The sequence below is a fragment of the Dongshaea marina genome (assembly GCF_003072645.1).
GTDB classification, from domain to species: Bacteria; Pseudomonadota; Gammaproteobacteria; order Enterobacterales; family Aeromonadaceae; genus Dongshaea; species Dongshaea marina.
In genome coordinates this window covers 4,534,445-4,553,390 of record NZ_CP028897.1, presented here as the reverse complement: position 1 = coordinate 4,553,390, position 18,946 = coordinate 4,534,445, and the positions used below count along the sequence as shown (strand labels likewise).

Here is an 18,946-nt window from a genome sequence, read left to right as displayed (position 1 = left end):
GGCAGGGCAGTGCGAGGCACTGCCCGCGCTTAATTGGTTAGCTCTTCGATATTCTGGTTGCCGTTGGTGTAGACGCAGATGTCTCCGGCAATAGTCAGGGCTTTTTCGACGATCTCTTTGGCGCTGAGCTCGGTATTTTCAAACAGAGCGCGGGCCGCAGCCTGGGCATAAGGACCACCCGAGCCGATCGCAATCAGATCCTGCTCCGGGGATACGACATCACCATTACCCGTGATGATAAAAGAGTTGTCCTTATCGGCGACCGCCAGCATCGCCTCGAGTTTACGCAGCGCGCGATCGGTACGCCAATCTTTGGCCAGAGATACCGCGGCTCGCTCCAAATTTCCATTATGTGCCTGGAGTTTGGCTTCACAAAGCTCCAGGAGGGTGAAAGCATCAGCAGTCGCGCCGGCAAAGCCTGCGATCACCTTGCCATTGTATAAACGGTGGACCTTGCGAGCGTTACCCTTCATTACGGTATTACCCAGGGAAACCTGGCCATCGCCGCCAATTGCTACTTTGCCGTCGCGGCGAATTGAAACAATAGTAGTCACTTGAAGCCTCTCAGTGTTGATTCCAGCGCCTTAATCCTGCTGGAGGGATAGTTTCTATCTAACATGAGGATGGAGGCTGGGTTTTTCAACCCTGCCAATACCAGATTGCACAGCCGAAGATTTTGGCTCGCTGAAGCTTGTGCTGATCATTTTGTGCCTCACGCTTGCGCGGGTAGGGGCCAAGCACAACTCGATACCAGTAACCACCCTTGCTGCTCTTGCTCTTGAGGATCTGCGAGCTGAGCCCCTGGAAGGCGATTCGAGCCTTGAGTGTTTCAGCCTGCTTTTCGACCCGGAATGAGCCACACTGCATCTGGTAGGGATGAGGAGGTTTAGGCTGCTCCGGTACCACAACCTGGACCTCTTTGTTTTCAAGCTGCCTGGCAATGCTCCAGTGCTCAGCCGGAGGCTTAGGGAGTTCTTTCTTGGGAGGCTTAGCCTGGGGCTTGAGTTCGCTGGTTTGAGGCGTGGAGCTTTTATGTTGTCCCAGCCAGAACAGGCCATAACCAAAAGCACCAACCAGGATAACGGCGATCAGAATCGCTATAACGGGAATGCGCCGCTGTGGCGCATTCCGTTTTTTGGTGGGGCGCCGTGAAGCGCCCTTTTTTTTCTTGCTGGAGGTTTTACCGCGGCGGACATAATCCTTGGTCGCCATAGATTACATACGCTCCAGAGTCTTGATCCCCAGCATCTCGAGGCCAATCTTCAGGGTCTTGGCGGTTGCGGCACACAGCAGCAGGCGGGACTCTTTCTCCTGAGGGCTGACACCATCCTTATTGATTGGGCAAGCCTCATAAAAGCTCATGAAGGCCCCGGACAGGCTATAGAGGTAGGTACACAGCAGGTGAGGCATCCCTTTGGCGACAACACTCTGCACCACTTCGTTGAACTGGGTCAGCTTCTGTGCCAGCGCATCTTCGGCATCTGCGTTGAGAACAATCTGCCCGGTGAGGGAGTTTGCATCAACACCCGCTTTACGGAAGATCGACTGGATCCGGGTATAGGCGTACTGCAGATAAGGTGCCGTATTGCCCTCAAAGGCCAGCATGTTATCCCAGTCGAAGATATAGTCCGTGGTGCGGTTCTTGGAGAGATCCGCATACTTAACCGCACCTATGGCTACCGCCTCGATAATCTCATCGCGCTCCTCTTTGCTCAGATCGCTCAGCTTGCTCTCCAGCAGATTGGTTGCCCGCTCGTGGGCCTCGTTCAGCAGATCAGACAGGCGGATGGTGCCGCCGGAGCGAGTCTTAAACGGACGACCATCTTTACCCAGCATCATCCCGAAGGCATGGTGCTCCAGAGGTACAGATTCAGGCACATAGCCAGCCTTGCGAACTATGGTCCAGGCCTGCATCAGGTGCTGATGCTGACGTGAGTCGATGAAATAGAGCACCCGGTCTGCGCCCAGGGTTTCATAACGGTACTTGGCACAGGCGATATCTGTGGTGGTGTAGAGGAATCCGCCATCTTTTTTCTGGATGATAACACCCATCGGCTGGCCATCTTTGTTGGCGTACTCTTCGAGAAATACCACCAGGGCACCATCGTCTTCGACGGCGATGCCGCGCTCTTTAAGATCCTCGACAATGGCCGGCAGCATTGGGTTATACATGCTCTCACCCATCACATCGTCACGGGTCAGGGAAACATTCAGACGATCATAAACCTTGGAGTTTTGCTCCAGGGTTACATCCACCAGCTTCTGCCACATCGCCAAGACGTCCTGGTCGCCTCCTTGCAGGCGCACCACATAGTTACGCGCTTTTTCGGCAAAGGCCGGATCGCTGTCGTAGCACTTTTTGGACTCCCGATAGAAGTTTTCCACATCGGAAAGCTCCATGTTCAGAGAGTCAGGGTTCTGTTTCTGCAGATCTTCAAGATGAGCGATCAGCATGCCGAACTGAGTTCCCCAGTCTCCCAGGTGGTTGGCGCGGATCACCTTGTGTCCCAGGAACTCCAGGGTACGCACAACCGCATCACCGATGATGGTGGAGCGGATATGACCCACGTGCATCTCTTTGGCAACGTTCGGCGCGGAGTAATCCACCACCACGGTCTGGACTTTTTCAGGACGTTGCACATTGGCGTGCTCATCCTTGACCACGGCTTCGACCTGCCGGGCCAGATAGCCGCGATCCATGAAGAAGTTGATGAAGCCTGGGCCTGCGATCTCTGTCTTACCCACCAGGTCGGAGGAGGGCAGGTTTTCGATAATCGCCTCGGCCAGAGTCCTGGGCGGTTTACCTGCAGGCTTAGCCAGGATCAGTGCCAGGTTGGTGGCCAGATCGCCGTGAGCACGATCTTTACATCGGTCTACCTGAATGCGTGGTGCGATATCAGCGGGCAGGATCTCTTTGGATTTCAGTGCTGAAACGGCCTGTTCAAGTAGATGTTGTATATGCTCTTTCATTGTTGACCACCGGAAAGTGAAAATAGTAGATAGATAACTCAGTGAGTAAATAATCACCCAGCGCTGAATTGTACTGGTTCGCTTCGGGGAATTCCACTGAGACGCTGCCCTTTGGAACATCCCGGGAGGGGATGGTAATGCAGGCAGACGCCCCATTTTTACTTGATCATGAGGCGAGCTGTCCAGATGAAAATGGGATCAGCCCCTAAAATTGCCAGAGCAGATCCCATCAGGGAGATTTTCAGCGGATGACTTTATCTCACCAGAAATTGGTACTGGGTGGTTTGGCGGTAGGTGTCGCCGGGATTTAACCAGACATCGCCGCTATATTCCGGATGCGCAGGGCCATCCGGTGCCCGTTGTGCTTCCAGGCAGAAACCCTGGTGATTCTGGTAGTGAGTACCCGCACGGGCCGGGGCCGGATACAGGTAATTCCCGGTATAAAACTGCACCGCGGGTTGATCCGTATAAAAATAGAGCGTCACTCTCTCATCATCGCTGCTGACGATGGCTGCAGGTTTTCCCTGGTGCGCTTCGCGATCCAGCAGGTAGCAGTGATCATAGCCCCGGGCAAGCTTTAGCTGCGGATGCTGCAACCATTGCTGGCTGAGCTGAACCGGGGAGCGCAGCTCCATAGAACCTTCGACGCTAATTGGGGTGCTCAGGGGGATCCCCTGTTGATTGATTGGCAGATACCGGTTCGCCTGCAACTGCACTGTGTGGCGGCGACAATCACCCGGGTAGCCATTGAGATTAAAGTAGCTGTGGTTGGTGAGATTGACCGGGGTGCGTTTATCGGTCGTCGCCCGGTACTCGATACTCAGTCGATTATCCTCGGTGAGGCGGTAGGTGACATTGACGTCCAGAGTTCCGGGGAATCCCTGATCCCCATCGGCTGAGCTGAGCTTAAAGCGCACACAGGCAGCATCGAGCTGTTCACCCTGCCAGTGGCGGCGATGGAAACCATCAACGCCACCGTGCAGGCAGTGAGGTGCCTGATTGATGCTCAGTTCAAACTCCTGCTCACCATCGTTAATCCTGGCATTGGCTATGCGGTTGGCATAACGACCCACAGTCGCTCCCAGGTAAACCTCCTGGCTGAGGTAGTCCTCAAGGGTGTCACAACCCAGGACCAGCTCCCGAGTCTCCCCCTGAACCTCAAGGGTCACAGAGGTGATAGTCGCGCCAAGCTCCATGGCGCGCATCTTGAGTCCCTGACCGTTATTGAGCTCAAAGTGGTGAATCGGCTGTTCGAAGCTGTCTGAATGCCAAACCTGTTCCCTGGATTGATTCATCATCTGCTCCTCACTCAACCCGTCCGGCGCCGGCAGATGCCCGGCAGCGGAAGATCCGAGGTTGCAGTCCGGTTCGCTCGGGGTACTGGGCTTCCACCGCAGACTGAACCGCATCGGCCAGCTGTTCAGGAACCAGTGCGATCACACAGCCTCCAAAGCCACCGCCAGTCATGCGCACGCCACCGCGCTCTCCAACCACCTCTTTAGCTATATCCACCAAAGCATCAATTTCCGGGACCGTGATCTCGAAGTCATGGCGCATCGAAGCATGGGATTGAGCCATCAGTTGCCCCATCAATAACATGTCGCGGTTTTTCAGGGCCTCAGCAGCCTTTAGGGTGCGGGCATTTTCAGTGACCACGTGACGGGCACGCTTGGCAACAACCGAGTCCAGCTCATCAATTCGTGCATTCAGCTGATCTTCATCGATATCTCGCAGCGCCTGAACCCCGAAGTGGCGTGCCGCGGCTTCACATTGAGCCCGTCTTGCGTTGTATTCACCATCGACCAGGCTGTGGGCAACGTTCGAGTCGATGATCAGCAGTGAGAGATCGTCCGGCATAGAGACCAGCTGCCCTTCCAGGGAGCGGCAGTCCAGTAGCAGGGCATGGTGCTCTTTGCCCATCGCAGAGATGGTCTGATCCATGATCCCGCACTTACAGCCAGCATAGGTGTGCTCGGCCTGTTGACCAATCAGCGCAAGCTCCTGTTTGGGGATATTGAGCTGATAAAGCTCGTTGAGAGCCTGAGCCACCACCACTTCGAGGGCCGCAGATGAGCTTAGTCCTGCCCCCTGAGGGACATTTCCCGAAATCACCAGATTGGCACCGCCGGGGGCGTAGCCCCGGGCCTTGAGGTGATGACAGACGCCGCGAACATAGTTGCTCCACAGCTGGTTAGCATGTTTGGGGATCTCTGAGCCCAGATCGAATTCGTCACTCTGGTTATCGTAGTCGGCGGCAATGGCGACCAGCTGGCCATCATCGCGGGGGCCGATGGCGATGCAGTTCTGAAAATCGATGGCACAGGGCAGGACGAAACCATCATTGTAATCTGTGTGCTCACCAATCAGGTTGACTCGCCCCGGGGCCTGAACCAGCATCGCCGGCGCACTTGAAAAAATCTCCTGAAAAATTGTCTTCACTCGCTGTAGAGGTGCCATCTTATCTCTCCTGAAACTTGTGTGTGTAATGCACATCACTGACACTGCGCAGACGTTCGGCTGCTTGTTCGGCGGTCAGATCCCTCTGCAACTCTCCCAGCATCTCGTAGCCCACCATGAACTTACGCACGGTTGCACTGCGCAGCAGGGGCGGATAGAAATGAGCATGCAGTTGCCAGTGTGTTGATGACTCATCGGTATGGGGGGCTCCATGCCACCCCATGGAATAGGGGAAGGAGCACTGGAACAGGTTGTCATAGCGACTGGTCAGCTTCTTCAGTGCAATCGCCAGATCGGATTTTTGGGTATCGCTGAGCTCTGTCAGACGTGTCACATGTGCCTTGGGGAGCAGCATGGTTTCAAAAGGCCAGGCTGCCCAGTAAGGAACCAGTGCGACCCAGTGCTCGGTTTCGACCACGATCCGCTCCTGGCGCGCAAGCTCCTTTTGCACATATTCGTGGAGCATGGGGGTGCCATGCTCATTAAAATGGTTTAATTGAGCTTGCGCCTCACTGGCTACTTCACTCGGGATAAAGCTGTTGGCCCAGATCTGCCCGTGAGGGTGTGGGTTGGAACAGCCCATCGCCGATCCCTTGTTTTCAAAGACCTGGACCCAGGGGTATTTTTGCCCCAGCTCCGTGACCTGCTCACACCAGGTTTCGATGACCTGGCCGATCGCGGTCTCTGAGAGCTCCGGCATGCTCTTGGCGTGATTAGGTGAAAAACAGATCACCCGGCTCTCGCCCCGGGCCGTTTGACTCTGGAACAGAGGGTCTTCAGAAACCGGAGCATCCGGTGTGTCATCCATCAGGGCCGCAAAGTCATTGCCAAACACGAAGGTCCCTGTGTAGTCCGGGTTTTTCTCACCATTGATGCGGATGTTTCCGGCACACAGAAAACATTCAGGGTCGTGCATCGGTCGGGCACTCTGATCCGGCTCCTCGATCTGCCCCTGCCAGGGGCGTTTGGCGCGGTGGGGAGAGACGATAACCCAGCGTTGTAAAAGTGGATTATAGCGGCGGTGTGGATGATCTACCGGATTAAACATAATGCATTCCTTAACGATTATTCTTCATAACCCATGGGGTTTTGAGACTGCCAGCGCCAGCTGTCAGCCGTCATTTGTGAAAGCGTGCGGCTGGCCTTCCAATCCAGCTCTCGCTCTGCTTTGGCCGGATTGGCCCAGTACTCGGCGATATCACCGGGGCGGCGAGGCTCAATCTGATAGGGAATGGGGCGTGCAGCAGCGTCAGAGAAGGCCTTGACCATCTCCAGGACACTGTATCCCTGCCCGGTTCCCAGGTTGTACACATGCAGCCCCTGCTTGGCGCTGCAGACGTTGAGGGCTTTCACATGTCCCTCGGCGAGATCCATGACATGGATATAATCCCTGACCCCGGTTCCATCGGCTGTGGGGTAGTCATTACCAAATACACTGAGGGCGTCGCGACGACCAATGGCCACCTGGGCGATATAGGGCATCAGGTTATTGGGGATCCCGCTGGGATCTTCACCCATAGTTCCTGATTCGTGAGCGCCAACCGGATTGAAGTAGCGAAGCAGGGTGATGCTCCAGTCATTCTCAGCCTTGAGCTGATCTTCACAGATCTCCTCAATCATCAGTTTACTGCGGCCGTAGGGGTTGGTCGCACTGCGTGGAAACTCCTCGGTGATTGGCACAGATGCAGGATCACCGTAGACGGTGGCTGAGGAGCTGAAGATAAAGCTTTTAACCCCATGAGCCTGCATCGCTTCAAGCAGGTTCAGGGTTCCGGCGATATTGTTCTGATAGTAGCGAAGGGGAACCTGGGTCGACTCACCGACCGCCTTGAGAGCAGCAAAGTGGATAACGCTTTGGATCTGATGCTCTTCAAAGATCCGATCCAGCAGGGCTCTGTCCCGAATATCACCTTCATAAAAAACAGGACGCTTGCCACTGATGGTTTCAATGCGATCCAGGACAATGGGTTTACTATTGCACAGGTTATCTATGATGATGGGCTGCTTGCCATCCGCTATCAGGGCAAGGCAGGTGTGGCTTCCTATATAACCTGTACCGCCGGTGACCAGAACTTTTTCCATGCTATAACTCCTTGAAGGGAACCAAAAGCCGTAGCTTAGCCGGAATCATTGAGAGTTGAAATTGCTGTCTAGTGTAAACGTTTACACTTGCAAGGCAAGTGGCTTTTCCAGCCATGTTTTAAACTGTGATCTTGTGCAAAAAATGCTATGGAATGGTGGAAGCTGAGGCGACAAGTGCAGCTTATGACTGGAGTAACTGCCAACAATGCAGGATAATCCACCCCTTGTTATCGATTACATATAGGGCTTTGTTCGTGTCAACCATCAAGGATGTCGCCAGGCTGGCGAATGTGTCTGTTGCGACAGTATCACGGGTCATCAATAACTCACCCAAGGCCAGTGAAAGCTCGCGGCAGGTTGTGATGGCGGCCATGGAGTCATTAGGTTACCGGCCGAACGCCTATGCCAGGGCTCTGGTGAATCAAACCAGTGATTGTATCGGGGTGCTGGTGGCAGATGTCTCCGATCCTTTTTTTGGCGCCATGGTCAATGCCATCTCTCAGGTTGCCCGGGATAATCATAAGCAGCTACTGGTATGTAGTGGCTTTCACCAGGAGCAGATGGAGCGTGAGGCACTGGAGCTCTTGTGTGAGCAGCGCAGCGATGCCCTGATCATTCACAGTAAAGCCCTCAGTGATGCCGAGCTCATAGAATATGCCAGGCGGGCGCCCGGGATGGTGCTGATTAACCGGATGATCCCCGAGCTGGAGGGGCGCTGCTTTGCCCTGGACAACAGCAAGGGGGGGATGATCGCAACCCGCCACCTGCTGGAGCTGGGCCACAGGCAGATCGCCCACGTGAGCTCCAATCATCAGATTGATGACACTCTAAGCCGCTGCGCCGGTTACCGGCAAGCCCTGGAGCAGGCAGATCTTCCTTTTAATCCGGAGCTGGTGGAGTACACACAGCCCGATGAAGAGGGAGGAGAGCAGGCGATGCTCAATCTGCTGGCGAAGGGCCTGCCCCTGACCGGGGTCTTTGTCTATAACGATGCCATGGCTGCCGGGGTTATCTCTGTGTTGACCGATAATGGTTATCGTGTGCCCGAAGATGTGTCAGTGATCGGCTTCGATGATGTGATCTTTGCCCGTTATCTCAGACCTAAACTCACCACTATGCGCTATCCAATTGCGATTATGGCTGCCCAGTGTGCTCACCAGGCATTAGCCCTGGCAGAGAACAAGCAAGTCGCAACCAACCATAGCCGCCTCTATGTACCAACCCTGATCAAGCGCTATTCGGTAGCTATGCCTCCCCGCATTTGAGGGTTTACACCTCTTGTGTAAGCGTTTTACCTGACTCCTGCGACATTATCAGTTATTAGCCGGATATGAACTATCTGGCTAGCAAGTCTGTATCCAAATTAGCCGTGTTGGCTGTCTTTTATACTCAAATTCCTTTTTTGTGCGACATTTTTGAGTGAAATGGATCTCATTTTAGCCGGGGCCTCTGGGTAAACGTTTACACTTTGTGACCTTCTTCACCGTTTTCGTTTCAGGGAGTCGCTACACTGCCCATCGTTGAAATATGCATTCAATTTTGGATGAGCCAGCTGTTGCCGGTGATGACGAGTCGATTTGCCTGGATGGATCCAGAAATACGCAGGGAAGAAGGTACTGCTGTCATGGGAAAACTTTCATAATTTTATGTGGGAAAGGATAGTATGAAATATACTAAAGGATTTCGTAAAACACTTGCTGCGTATTCTAGTGGTGCATTTGGCCATGATGTTTTTTATGCAGCCCTCTCAACTTATCTCATCATGTTTATCACCTCTCAGTTGTTCAACCCTGAAACAACTGGTATGAGTCAGGGTACCAGTACCAAGATGATCGCGATCGTATCCCTGATGCTTTTTGTGTTGCGTTTTGTCGAGCTGGTCATAGACCCTATGATTGGCGGTATTATTGATAATACAAAATCCCGCTTCGGTAAGTTTAAACCCTGGATACTGTTGGGTGGTGGCTCAGGTTCTATCTGTATCATCTTGTTATTCACCGATCTGGGCGGATTATCCACCTCTAATCCATTTCTCTACATAGCCCTTTTCATACTCATCTTTGCAATTCTTGATGTTGTTTATTCATTTAAAGATATTGCCTTCTGGGGGATGATTCCTGCGCTGGCTTCCGATAGCGAGAAACGCGAGTCGGTCGGTGTATTTGCGCGGATCGGTTCGACTCTGGGACAAGCTGCGGTTGCAGTTTGTGTAGTACCCATAGTTCTCTTTTTCTCAAAAGAGCACGGAACAGAGTCAGTTATCGGTGATAAGCATGGTTGGCTGGCGTTTGCAGTGATTGTGGCCGTTGTCTCCTTTGCAGGTGCTGTCTGTACCCTTATTTGGTCAAAAGAGCAAAACTCAGCCCTGAGAAAATCAGAAGAGAAGACAAACATCCTCAAGGTTTTCTCGGCAATCATCCGCAATGATCAGCTGCTGTGGCTGGCCGTGTCTTATGGTCTGTTTGCTCTGGGATATGTCATCTGTACTTCGTTCCTGCTCTATTATTTTACCTATGTTTTCGGTGATGCCTCTAAATTTGCACTTATCGGAACCATCAACTTAGTTCTCGGCTTTGTCAGTGTTGCCCTGTTCCCTTTCCTGAGCCGCCTTCTGAAGGGCAGGAAGAACGTCTTCATCGTCGGTATCGCTGTGATGCTGATAGGTCTCATCATTTTCTGGCTGGCGGGTAAGAGCCTGACGATGGTTATGGCTGGATATATTCTCTTCTTCTTCCCTTACCCAATGTTGTTTGTCTGTGTCCTGCTGATGCTGGCAGATAGCGTGGAGTATGGACAGCTCAAAACAGGAACTCGCTCCGAAGGGACTACCCTGTGTGTCAGACCTCTGCTGGATAAATTGGGTGGAGCTATCTCCAATGGGGTCGTAGGACTGACTGCAATCTGGGTCTCTATGACCAACAATGCTACTCCCGAGAGTGTTGCTGCCGATCCCAGCAATCTCCTGAAATTCAAACTGGTGATGTTTGCTGTGCCACTGGTTTTGTTTTTAATCGCCGGGATCGTGTTCATTAAAAAGGTAAAACTGACCGAATCTTTCCATCAGGATGTACTGGGCAAACTAAGCGCCAAGATGGGAATGACCCAGGAAGAGCTGCTGAACGATGAGCAGCAAGACTCAGACGAGGTTACAGGAGAAGATCTGCCAGCTCCCAGCCGGTAAGAGACTTTAATCGCAACTCATCTTCATTCGTTGCGACTTTTGATTCCAGGGTTAGCTGCCTCTTTCGGTGTGGCTAACCCTGTTACTCATCGGGCCACGGGATCTCCTGATATGGGGGATATCACATACAGGATTGCCGATGCCTGACATGAATTAGGCATTGGTGAGGCCGCTCTGCTGAATGTATTTACCCGCTTATAGATGTTGATAAGGAAAGATAAGATGCACTCTTTTGCCGAAATAATTGCGCGCCGGGATTGGGAAAACCCTCAGGTAACCAGCGTGAACCGCCGCCAGGCCCATAGTCCACTAGCGAGCTATCAGGATCTAAAGCAGGCTCGTGATGAGGGCAGTTCACAGAACCAGCTGAGTTTAAACGGGCAGTGGCAGTTTTGTCTGTATGACTCCCCGGAACAGGTATCGGATAAGTTTACAGAGGAGAGTTTTTGTCCCGAAGCTGCCTGGACGATGATCAAGGTTCCGGCAAACTGGCAACTTGAGGGGCACGATAAGCCAATTTATACCAATGTGAAGTACCCCTTCCCGGTGGACCCACCCAGAGTTCCTGCTGAAAACCCAACCGGATGTTATCGCCTGGAGTTTGATCTTCCCGAAAACTGGTCCGGACGATCCAACCGGATCATCTTTAACGGCGTAAGCTCCGCTTTTCATCTGTGGTGTAATGGGCGCTGGGTGGGGTTCTCTCAGGATAGCCGCCTGCCTGCCGAGTTTGATCTTAGCGACTATCTCAAGCCCCGGGGGAATGTGCTGGCGCTGATGGTGATGCGCTGGTCAGACGCAAGCTACCTGGAAGATCAGGATATGTGGTGGCTCAGCGGAATCTTCCGTGATGTAACTCTGCTCAGCAAACCACAACTGGGCATCGAAGATTTCTCTGTGGTGACCGAGCTGGATGCCTGTTACCGGGATGCTGAGCTTAAGGTGTGTACACGATTGACTCAAGGATCTGCTGAACATCGCTTAACGGTGCAGCTTTTTGATGAGAACGGGCCTGTGACAGACGCTGTGAGAGCCATGACCAACCAGAGAGCGGAAGATGAGCGCGGAGGCTGGAATGACAGGATTGAACATAGTCTTAAATTGAGTAACCCACACAAGTGGTCTGCGGAGGCTCCCAACCTATATCGATGTGTACTGAGTCTCTATGATGGCAGTGGAAAGCTTGTCGATATGGAGGCCTGTGATGTTGGTTTTCGCCAGGTGGAGATTTCGGGAGGCTTACTCAAGCTTAATGGCCAGCCGCTGCTGCTCAGGGGGGTAAACCGCCATGAGCATCATCCTGAGCGCGGGCATGCGGTTGACCGGGAAAGTATGGAGCAGGATATCCGCCTGCTCAAGCAGTACAACTTTAATGCGGTTCGAACGGCTCACTACCCGAACCATCCCTACTGGTATCAGCTTTGTGATCGCCATGGCCTGTATGTGATTGATGAAGCCAACCTGGAGACCCATGGCATGGAGCCGATGGGGCGGCTATCCGATGATCCGCTCTGGTCCACCGCCTATCTGGAGCGAACAATCAGGATGGTGGAGCGGGATAAAAATCACCCCTCCATCATCATCTGGTCCCTGGGAAACGAATCGGGTGTCGGGGCGAACCATGCGGTCATGTATAACTGGATCAAATATCGGGACCCAAGCCGTCCGGTTCAGTATGAAGGCGGGGGAGCCGACAGTCCGGTCACCGATATTATCTGCCCTATGTACTCCAGGGTCGATCAGGATCAGCCAACCGAGGCAAATCCCAAGTGGTCGATTAAAAGCTGGATCGGCCGCAGTGATGAGTCGCGGCCACTTATCTTGTGTGAGTACTCCCATGCCATGGGCAATAGCCTGGGCTCCTTTGATAAATACTGGCAGGCATTTCGTCAGACCCCTCGCCTGCAGGGTGGGTTTATCTGGGACTTTGTCGATCAGGGACTGACCAAGCAAGATCAACAGGGTCAAAGTTACTGGGCCTATGGAGGAGACTTTGGGGATAGCATCAATGATCGCCAGTTTTGTGCCAATGGTCTGTTTTTCCCGGATCGTACCCCGCACCCCAGTGCCTATGAAGCCAAACGGGCTCAGCAGTTCCTGCAGTTCAGGCTTATCCATGCTGAGCCTTTAACCCTGGAGGTTCAGTCTGAGAACCTTTTTGAAGCTGTCGGCAACCAGCTCCTGTGTTGGAGCATTATCGAAGATGGCAAGACGGTTGCTGAAGGAACCGCCAGGTTACAGATTGAGCCGCAACAAAAGCAGCTTCTCAGACTCATGGATGAGCTACCCGCAGTTAAACCCGGTGCCAGCTATTACCTGACCCTGGATGTTCAGCTCAGTGAAGATACTTCATGGGCAAAAGCTGGGTACAGTGTGGCTGGCGGGCAAATTCAGTTACCGGGGGCCAGGGCGTTAGCTCAGTGGCAACCCTCCGAGGTTTCAGCCCCGCAGCTAGAAACAACCACAGATGCGATCCGGGTCACCGGTGATGGCTTTAGCCTTACCTTTGATCCTAGCTCTGGTGACCTGGCTCAGTGGCTGGTTGCGGGGAAGGAGATGCTGCTCAATCCCCCAGGGATAACTTCTACCGGGCACCCCTGGATAATGATATTGGGGTGAGTGAGGTCGACAGAATCGACCCCAATGCCTGGGCTGAACGCTGGAAAGCCGCTGGGCTGGACAAACTCGAAGCAAAATGCCGGACCATTGATGCCTCTGTGATGGGCGGTGAGATCTGGGTCCATGTTAGTCGTGAGTACCTTGCCAGTGGTGAGCATCGCTTGAGCAGCCAGTGGTTGTATCGGATCGATGGCAGAGGGGAGATTAAGCTTGAGATAAGGGCTCAGAGGAACAGTGAGCTTCCTTCACTGCCGCGGGTTGGAGTCGAGTTTGAATTACCCCTGAATACCCGTGAGGTGAGCTGGTTGGGTCGAGGCCCCCATGAAAACTACCCCGATCGTAAACTGTCCGCAGATATAGGCAGCTATACCCGATCTTTGGAGGAGATGCATACCGACTATATCTTCCCGACCGAAAATGGTTTGCGCTGTGACTGTCAGACCCTAAGGGTCGGCTCCCTGCTGGTTGAGGGGTGGTTTCACTTCGGTGTGAGCCCCTATAGTCAGGAGAACCTCGCAGAGGCTCGGCATACTAATGAGCTGGTTAAAGAGGATCGCCTTTACCTGAGGTTAGATGGCTACCACATGGGAGTTGGGGGAGATGACTCCTGGAGCCCTAGTGTCCACTCCGAGTTTTTACTTGAAGAGCCTGAGTATTGTTATTCGCTAACCCTCAAGCCTGCCAAGCACTAATTTGTCATATTTCAGATCTGTTGCCGGTATTTAAGATGTGCTGGCTTCAATGCAACCGACCTTCTGCCGCAGGGGGGAGATGGCTAGGGATGATAGCTGCGGCAGTAGAGATTCCAGGGATGGATTCACATCGTGTCGGTGGTGATTGAATCAGACATCAACAACAGATGTCATTAATCACTCTCTAACTCTTATGGCGTCCCCGCTGATCCCGGGGACGCTTCATGACTTGCAGTCTGTAGGTCAATTTTCCCCAGGGGAAAAGCAGAGCTTTGGTTGGTTATGTCTCAGATCCGTTGCTCATACAAAGGTGTACTGATTTCAAGGTCACCGACCTTCTGCCGTAGGGGGGAGATGGCTCACAGAGCCATTGAACGCGAGGTATGGACACCGAGCTGGGATGGGCTATTAGGGATGATAGCTGCGGCAGCAGAGGTTCCATGGAAGTATACACACCGTGTTGGTGAGACATGAAATCAGACATCAACAACAGATGTGAAACACTACCCTTTGGTTATAGTTTGCTAAAGCTCTGGTGTCTGAGTTGATCCAGAATGCAGCGTCCCATCCGGCCATACTCACCCTCCCAGCTCATTTCACGGGGGTAATCTTGCAGGGTTATCGCCAGGGCATCGAGCAGGGGAGAGCTGCTGAAGTAACCCGCTTGCCCGGGGAGCTCTCCGGTGACCCGAAGTGACAACTTAGAGATAAACATGGAGCAATCGCTGTCGGCCCTGAGTGAGCTTAAGCAGTCCGCGGGCAGCCACAACAGGGATCCCCTGCTTAGAGGATAGTAATTGTTCCCGAGTCGAACCGAGGCTTCACCATCAATCAACCATACCAGCTGAGCTCGAGGCTGTTTCTGTCGCTTGCTGTGCTTATCTTTTGCAAGCTGCAGGCTGTGATGGGATATGGGGTAATACATGGTGACTCCAAAGCGGGACTTAAAAGTGGCCATTATAGAGTTTTATTGGAACTGCGTCTTGGCCGGAATTTGGCTACATCCCATGCTCTTTAAAGAGTGCCGCATAGCCCTGATCCGTGCCGCAAATATGCGAGACTAGCCAATTTTCGAGAAACTCCTGTGCATCTTTGGCGATCTCAAGGTAGTCATCATCTGTGTTGAATAGCTTTATCAGCATCTGGTAGCGCTCAATAAAATACCGGTGCTCGTTTTTGTGACTCACAATTCCAGGGTAATTAAATTTATCCAGGTAAAATTCTTCGGTTTGAAAGTGATAGTAAGCATAGTCAAACATGCTACCCAGTACTTCCTTGAGCTTTTCTCTATCGAATGGTTTTTCCTGAATCGCCCACTCCAGCTCATTGATGATCTGAATTAACCTCTGATGTTGATGGTCAATCACCTCGATATCCATTCCCATGGTTTGTGCATTCCATGCAACCACAACAGCCTTCCTTATGTATGAAATAGAGGATCCAATTTGAGTATAGAGTCATTCAGTCAGTTTTACTGATCCCGGGCAGAGACCCGGGGGGGAGGTGCCAGCAGCCCGGAATAAGGCTTCAGGGGATATGTGAGATCTCCGAGCTTTTACCCGCGGCAGTGACCATAGATTGGATGGCTCAGATCCACTCCTGTGGATCCACATCCAGTGACCAGCGCAGCTGATTCGGCCGTTTGAGTTTGTCCAGTTGTTCAAGAGTGTGACTCAATAGTCTTGCTAATGGCTGGCGCTGACTTGCCTGTAGGAGTAACAGGTAGCGGTAACGTCCGGCGCGCTTCTCCATCGGTGCAGGCATCGGGCCCAATAGCTGAATTGCCCCGATACTTACTGCGGCAGGATGTAAAATGCCACAGGCCTCCTCCAGAAACCTTATGGCATCCTCGGCGTTAAATGCTTCTGCTCGCAGCAACACCTGGTAGCTATAGGGTGGGAGCATGCTTTGTTGACGCTCATTGAGCAGCTCTCTTATCACTAAAGCGTGATTATGGCTGATGAGATCCTGGAGCAGAGGATGCTCAGGGTGATGGGTCTGTAGCAGAACGGTTCCTGGTTTATCACTGCGTCCGGCGCGCCCGGCAACCTGGGTAATGAGCTGACTCAGTCGCTCCTGAGCCCGAAAATCAGGACTGAATAGAGCTGAGTCTACATCCAGCAGAGCGACCAGGGTGACATCCGGAAAGTGGTGTCCCTTGGCGAGCATCTGGGTTCCCAATAGGATTTGGTACTCCTTGCGAACCACGCCCTCAAGGTGCTCCTCCAGTTCACCCTTACGCCGGGTTGTATCCCGATCGATACGAATCGTTTGGTATTGAGGATAGAGTTGCTTTAAAGCCTGCTCTACCTGCTCGGTACCCAACCCTGAGCCCATCAGTTGTGGTTGGTGACACTGGGGGCAGTTATAGGGTTGATTGATCCTGTAGTCGCAATGGTGACAGATTAGGCGCCTTTGCCCCTGATGCAGGGTCAGCGGGATATCACAGTGCGGACACTGGGCAACCCAGCCGCACTGGTGACACAGCAAAGAGGGGGCATAACCCCTGCGGTTAAGGAATAGCAGAACCTGCTCTCCCCGGCCAAGATGTTCACTGATGAGGGTGATAAGTTGTGGCGATAGCCCGGAAGTAAGCTGAACGCCACGAATATTCAAAAGGTGCTGATCTGCAAAGGCCGCATCTCCGGCACGTTCGGTGAGTGTCAGGTGCCGATAGCGCCCCTGCTCGGCATTATATATGGTCTCCAGAGAGGGGGTCGCCGAGCCAAGCAGGATCGGGATATTCTCCAGTTTTGCTCGCAAGACCGCCAGGTCTCTCCCGTGATAACGAAAGCCATCCTGCTGCTTGAATGAGTTGTCATGCTCCTCATCTATGATGATGAGTCCAAGGTTACGGGCAGGGGTAAACAGAGCAGAGCGGGTGCCGATCAGCAGAGCTCCACTACCATCACGCATCTTGAGCCATACATTGAGCCGCTCCCGTTCATTCATCGCCGAGTGCTGTACCAGCACCGGCACATTAAAGCGCCGCTTAAACCGCTGTACGGTTTGGGGCGTGAGCCCAATCTCGGGAACCAGAATCAGCGCCTGCTGCCCCTGGCTGAGAACCTGCTCCAGGATCCGCAAATAGACTTCTGTCTTGCCTGAGCCGGTCACCCCCTCCAGAAGAATCGGTGAGAACTGTCCTAACTGTTGACTGATAGTCTCAATTGCGAGCTGCTGCTCGACGTTGGGTATTAATGTCTCAGGAGTAAAGCTTTTAAAACTTACATGCCAGGAGTCATCATTGATCTCTAGTGCCTCAGATTGGCACAAGCCTTTTTCCCTAAGAGCCTTGAGGGTTGCACCATTGATGTTGAGCTCACTTAAAGACTCCTTATGGACGGGGCCATCCATAAGTGCCATCAATGCTTGCTGCTGTTTGGGGGCTCGCTTGAGAGTGCTGATATCAAATGATTCCCCCTTCGGGCTGAGTTGCCAGTAGATTTTGGGCTTATGCTGTGCTGGCTCGCCTTTTCTCAGCAGGGGAGGAAGGGCATGGAGCAGAACCTCTCCCGGGAAGTGGTGATAGTAGTGAGCGCTTTTCTCTAAAAACTGGTAGAGTCCGGGTTCGATGAGAGGCTCTGAGTCCAGCACTTTTTCGACACTCTTAAGGCGTTCAGAGGCGGGTTCGGTCAAGGGTTCACTATGGGTTACGATCCCAACAAGATGCCGTGCGCCAAAAGGCACCTTCACCCTGCAGCCCACCTCAGCCTTAGGCTCTTCACAGAGGTAGTCAAAGCTCCTACGCAGGGGGACAGGGAGGGCAACCTTTAGCAACAGGCAACTCATAAGCGGATCTCTTTTGCTCATTTTAAAATTTGGCTATTTTTTCTTCACGAATACTTGCGTTATCCGTAGAGGATCTTATATCATTCGCGCCTTCGAAGAGTATGTTTAATTTACGTGTGGTGCCTGGCTTTGGATCAGGTAGCGACGCGGCCTTAACTAGGGGTTTTTCCATGAAACAAGGTATCCATCCAGAATACGCCGAGATCACTGCAACTTGTTCTTGCGGTAATCAGATCAAGACTCGCTCTACTATGGGCAAAGACATCCACCTGGACGTTTGCTCTGAGTGTCACCCATTCTACACTGGTAAGCAGCGTGTGATGGACACCGGTGGTCGTGTTGATCGCTTCAAGAAGCGTTTCGGCATGGTCGGCAAGAAGTAATTTGCCTGCGAAACTGGACCGGAAAAGGCCGTGCATTGCACGGCCTTTTCTTTATGTCTGTTATTCACTGAGCCTGTTCAATAGCTTCTGGCTATGAGCCTCAAGGCGCTGCAAGTTCTTCTAAGGCCGCTGCCAGTGATGGCCTGATCTGATGTCCGAGTGCCTTGACCTCTTTAGTTGGCTCCACCAGATCCGGGATCTGATAAGTGGTCATTCGAGCCGCTACCGCGGAGCGGACACCATTGTTCGAGTCTTCAAATGCCAGGCAATGTTCGGGTCGTTTGCCAAGGCGTTTCGCTGCCAGAAGATAAATGTCTGGATGAGGTTTTCCCTGAGTCACTTCACAACCCGTGGTCAGGTTGTCAAAGTATTGATCAAGTCCTGCTAATCTGAGCTTTATCTGTGCGATCTCTTTATGGGTTGAGGTTGCAACTGCGGTTGGTATCTCGTGAGATTTCAGCCATTGCAGTAGCTTGATGACACCCTCTTTGACCGGAATGGCCCGGTGTTTGACGACTGCGTAGTAGCGTTTACGCCACTCGGCATTGAGTGTGGGATAATCTAGCTCCGGGCCATAGCCATCACGAATAACCTGCTCTATCCCTGCCGCATCTCTTCCAATAATGGAGAGGTAAACCTTTTCAAGAAAGGGAATATTCAACTCAGCACAGGATTGCTTAAAGATAGTCATGCACACGCGCTCAGTATCGAGCAGCAACCCATCCATATCAAATATTGCAGCTTGAAACTTCATATTAGATTTGATCCTG

At 52.7% G+C, this 18,946-nt stretch carries 14 protein-coding genes and 1 pseudogene; 4 read left to right on the top strand and 11 right to left on the bottom strand.

The features are described from left to right. Positions 1–29: 29 nt before the first annotated feature. The 7 genes from hslV to galE form a co-directional block, all read right to left on the bottom strand. On the bottom strand, positions 30–554 hold the full coding sequence (gene hslV / locus DB847_RS21280) for an ATP-dependent protease subunit HslV (RefSeq protein WP_108652469.1): 525 nt from the start codon (positions 552–554) through the stop codon (positions 30–32). A gap of 85 nt (positions 555–639) precedes the next feature. Then, positions 640–1,212, bottom strand: a complete 573-nt coding sequence (locus DB847_RS21275) for an SPOR domain-containing protein (RefSeq protein WP_108652468.1) — start codon at positions 1,210–1,212, stop codon at positions 640–642. A 3-nt stretch (positions 1,213–1,215) separates the two neighbouring features. After that, positions 1,216–2,970: an arginine--tRNA ligase gene (argS, locus tag DB847_RS21270; protein WP_108652467.1), complete on the bottom strand. Its 1,755-nt coding sequence runs from the start codon at positions 2,968–2,970 to the stop codon at positions 1,216–1,218. A 254-nt stretch (positions 2,971–3,224) separates the two neighbouring features. Continuing rightward, entirely contained in the window at positions 3,225–4,265 is a 1,041-nt protein-coding gene (gene galM / locus DB847_RS21265) for a galactose-1-epimerase (protein WP_108652466.1), read from the bottom strand. Between the two features lie 10 nt (positions 4,266–4,275). Next, the gene (galK, locus tag DB847_RS21260; protein WP_108652465.1) at positions 4,276–5,427 is read right to left on the bottom strand and encodes a galactokinase; all 1,152 of its coding nucleotides are present in this window, start codon (positions 5,425–5,427) and stop codon (positions 4,276–4,278) included. Between the two features lies 1 nt (position 5,428). Continuing rightward, complete coding sequence (gene galT, locus DB847_RS21255; protein ID WP_108652464.1) at positions 5,429–6,475, bottom strand: galactose-1-phosphate uridylyltransferase; 1,047 nt, start codon at positions 6,473–6,475, stop codon at positions 5,429–5,431. Between the two features lie 17 nt (positions 6,476–6,492). Then, positions 6,493–7,509: a UDP-glucose 4-epimerase GalE gene (gene galE / locus DB847_RS21250; RefSeq protein WP_108652463.1), complete on the bottom strand. Its 1,017-nt coding sequence runs from the start codon at positions 7,507–7,509 to the stop codon at positions 6,493–6,495. 254 nt (positions 7,510–7,763) lie between these two features. On the opposite strand from galE, the gene DB847_RS21245 reads away from it, so the two are divergent. The 3 genes and pseudogenes from DB847_RS21245 to DB847_RS21235 all read left to right on the top strand — a co-directional run bounded on the left by DB847_RS21245 (position 7,764) and on the right by DB847_RS21235 (position 14,001). Beyond that, positions 7,764–8,774, top strand: a complete 1,011-nt coding sequence (locus DB847_RS21245) for a substrate-binding domain-containing protein (protein WP_108652462.1) — start codon at positions 7,764–7,766, stop codon at positions 8,772–8,774. 398 nt (positions 8,775–9,172) lie between these two features. Next, positions 9,173–10,690 carry a glycoside-pentoside-hexuronide (GPH):cation symporter gene (locus tag DB847_RS21240; protein ID WP_108652461.1) on the top strand — a complete coding sequence of 506 codons (1,518 nt, stop codon included), beginning with the start codon at positions 9,173–9,175 and terminating at the stop codon, positions 10,688–10,690. Positions 10,691–10,912: 222 nt separating this feature from the next. Further along, positions 10,913–14,001: pseudogene (locus DB847_RS21235) on the top strand (beta-galactosidase). Between the two features lie 514 nt (positions 14,002–14,515). Here DB847_RS21235 and DB847_RS21230 read toward each other — a convergent pair. From DB847_RS21230 to priA, 3 genes are all read right to left on the bottom strand, one after another. Continuing rightward, a complete protein-coding gene (locus DB847_RS21230) occupies positions 14,516–14,926 on the bottom strand; it encodes an AraC family ligand binding domain-containing protein (protein WP_159084783.1) in 411 nt (136 codons plus the stop codon). A 73-nt stretch (positions 14,927–14,999) separates the two neighbouring features. Further along, positions 15,000–15,410: a bacteriohemerythrin gene (locus DB847_RS21225; protein ID WP_108652459.1), complete on the bottom strand. Its 411-nt coding sequence runs from the start codon at positions 15,408–15,410 to the stop codon at positions 15,000–15,002. Between the two features lie 178 nt (positions 15,411–15,588). Beyond that, positions 15,589–17,793, bottom strand: a complete 2,205-nt coding sequence (gene priA / locus DB847_RS21220; protein ID WP_108652458.1) for a primosomal protein N' — start codon at positions 17,791–17,793, stop codon at positions 15,589–15,591. Positions 17,794–17,963: 170 nt separating this feature from the next. Between priA and rpmE the strand changes: the two genes are divergently transcribed. Beyond that, positions 17,964–18,176 carry a 50S ribosomal protein L31 gene (gene rpmE, locus DB847_RS21215; protein WP_108652457.1) on the top strand — a complete coding sequence of 71 codons (213 nt, stop codon included), beginning with the start codon at positions 17,964–17,966 and terminating at the stop codon, positions 18,174–18,176. A gap of 100 nt (positions 18,177–18,276) precedes the next feature. Here rpmE and DB847_RS21210 read toward each other — a convergent pair whose 3' ends face one another. After that, positions 18,277–18,930: an HAD family hydrolase gene (locus DB847_RS21210; RefSeq protein WP_108652456.1), complete on the bottom strand. Its 654-nt coding sequence runs from the start codon at positions 18,928–18,930 to the stop codon at positions 18,277–18,279. Between the last annotated feature and the right edge of the window lie 16 nt (positions 18,931–18,946).

Excerpts from the sequence above, each read along its gene's own strand:
- priA (WP_108652458.1), bottom strand. The coding sequence starts at position 17,793 with ATGAGTTGCCTGTTGCTAAAGGTTGCCCTCCCTGTCCCCCTGCGTAGG.
- DB847_RS21275 (WP_108652468.1), bottom strand. The coding sequence starts at position 1,212 with ATGGCGACCAAGGATTATGTCCGCCGCGGTAAAACCTCCAGCAAGAAA.
- galT (WP_108652464.1), bottom strand. The coding sequence starts at position 6,475 with ATGTTTAATCCGGTAGATCATCCACACCGCCGCTATAATCCACTTTTA.
- DB847_RS21230 (WP_159084783.1), bottom strand. The coding sequence starts at position 14,926 with ATGTATTACCCCATATCCCATCACAGCCTGCAGCTTGCAAAAGATAAG.
- argS (WP_108652467.1), bottom strand. The coding sequence starts at position 2,970 with ATGAAAGAGCATATACAACATCTACTTGAACAGGCCGTTTCAGCACTG.
- rpmE (WP_108652457.1), top strand. The coding sequence starts at position 17,964 with ATGAAACAAGGTATCCATCCAGAATACGCCGAGATCACTGCAACTTGT.
- DB847_RS21210 (WP_108652456.1), bottom strand. The coding sequence starts at position 18,930 with ATGAAGTTTCAAGCTGCAATATTTGATATGGATGGGTTGCTGCTCGAT.
- galK (WP_108652465.1), bottom strand. The coding sequence starts at position 5,427 with ATGGCACCTCTACAGCGAGTGAAGACAATTTTTCAGGAGATTTTTTCA.
- galE (WP_108652463.1), bottom strand. The coding sequence starts at position 7,509 with ATGGAAAAAGTTCTGGTCACCGGCGGTACAGGTTATATAGGAAGCCAC.
- galM (WP_108652466.1), bottom strand. The coding sequence starts at position 4,265 with ATGAATCAATCCAGGGAACAGGTTTGGCATTCAGACAGCTTCGAACAG.
- DB847_RS21240 (WP_108652461.1), top strand. The coding sequence starts at position 9,173 with ATGAAATATACTAAAGGATTTCGTAAAACACTTGCTGCGTATTCTAGT.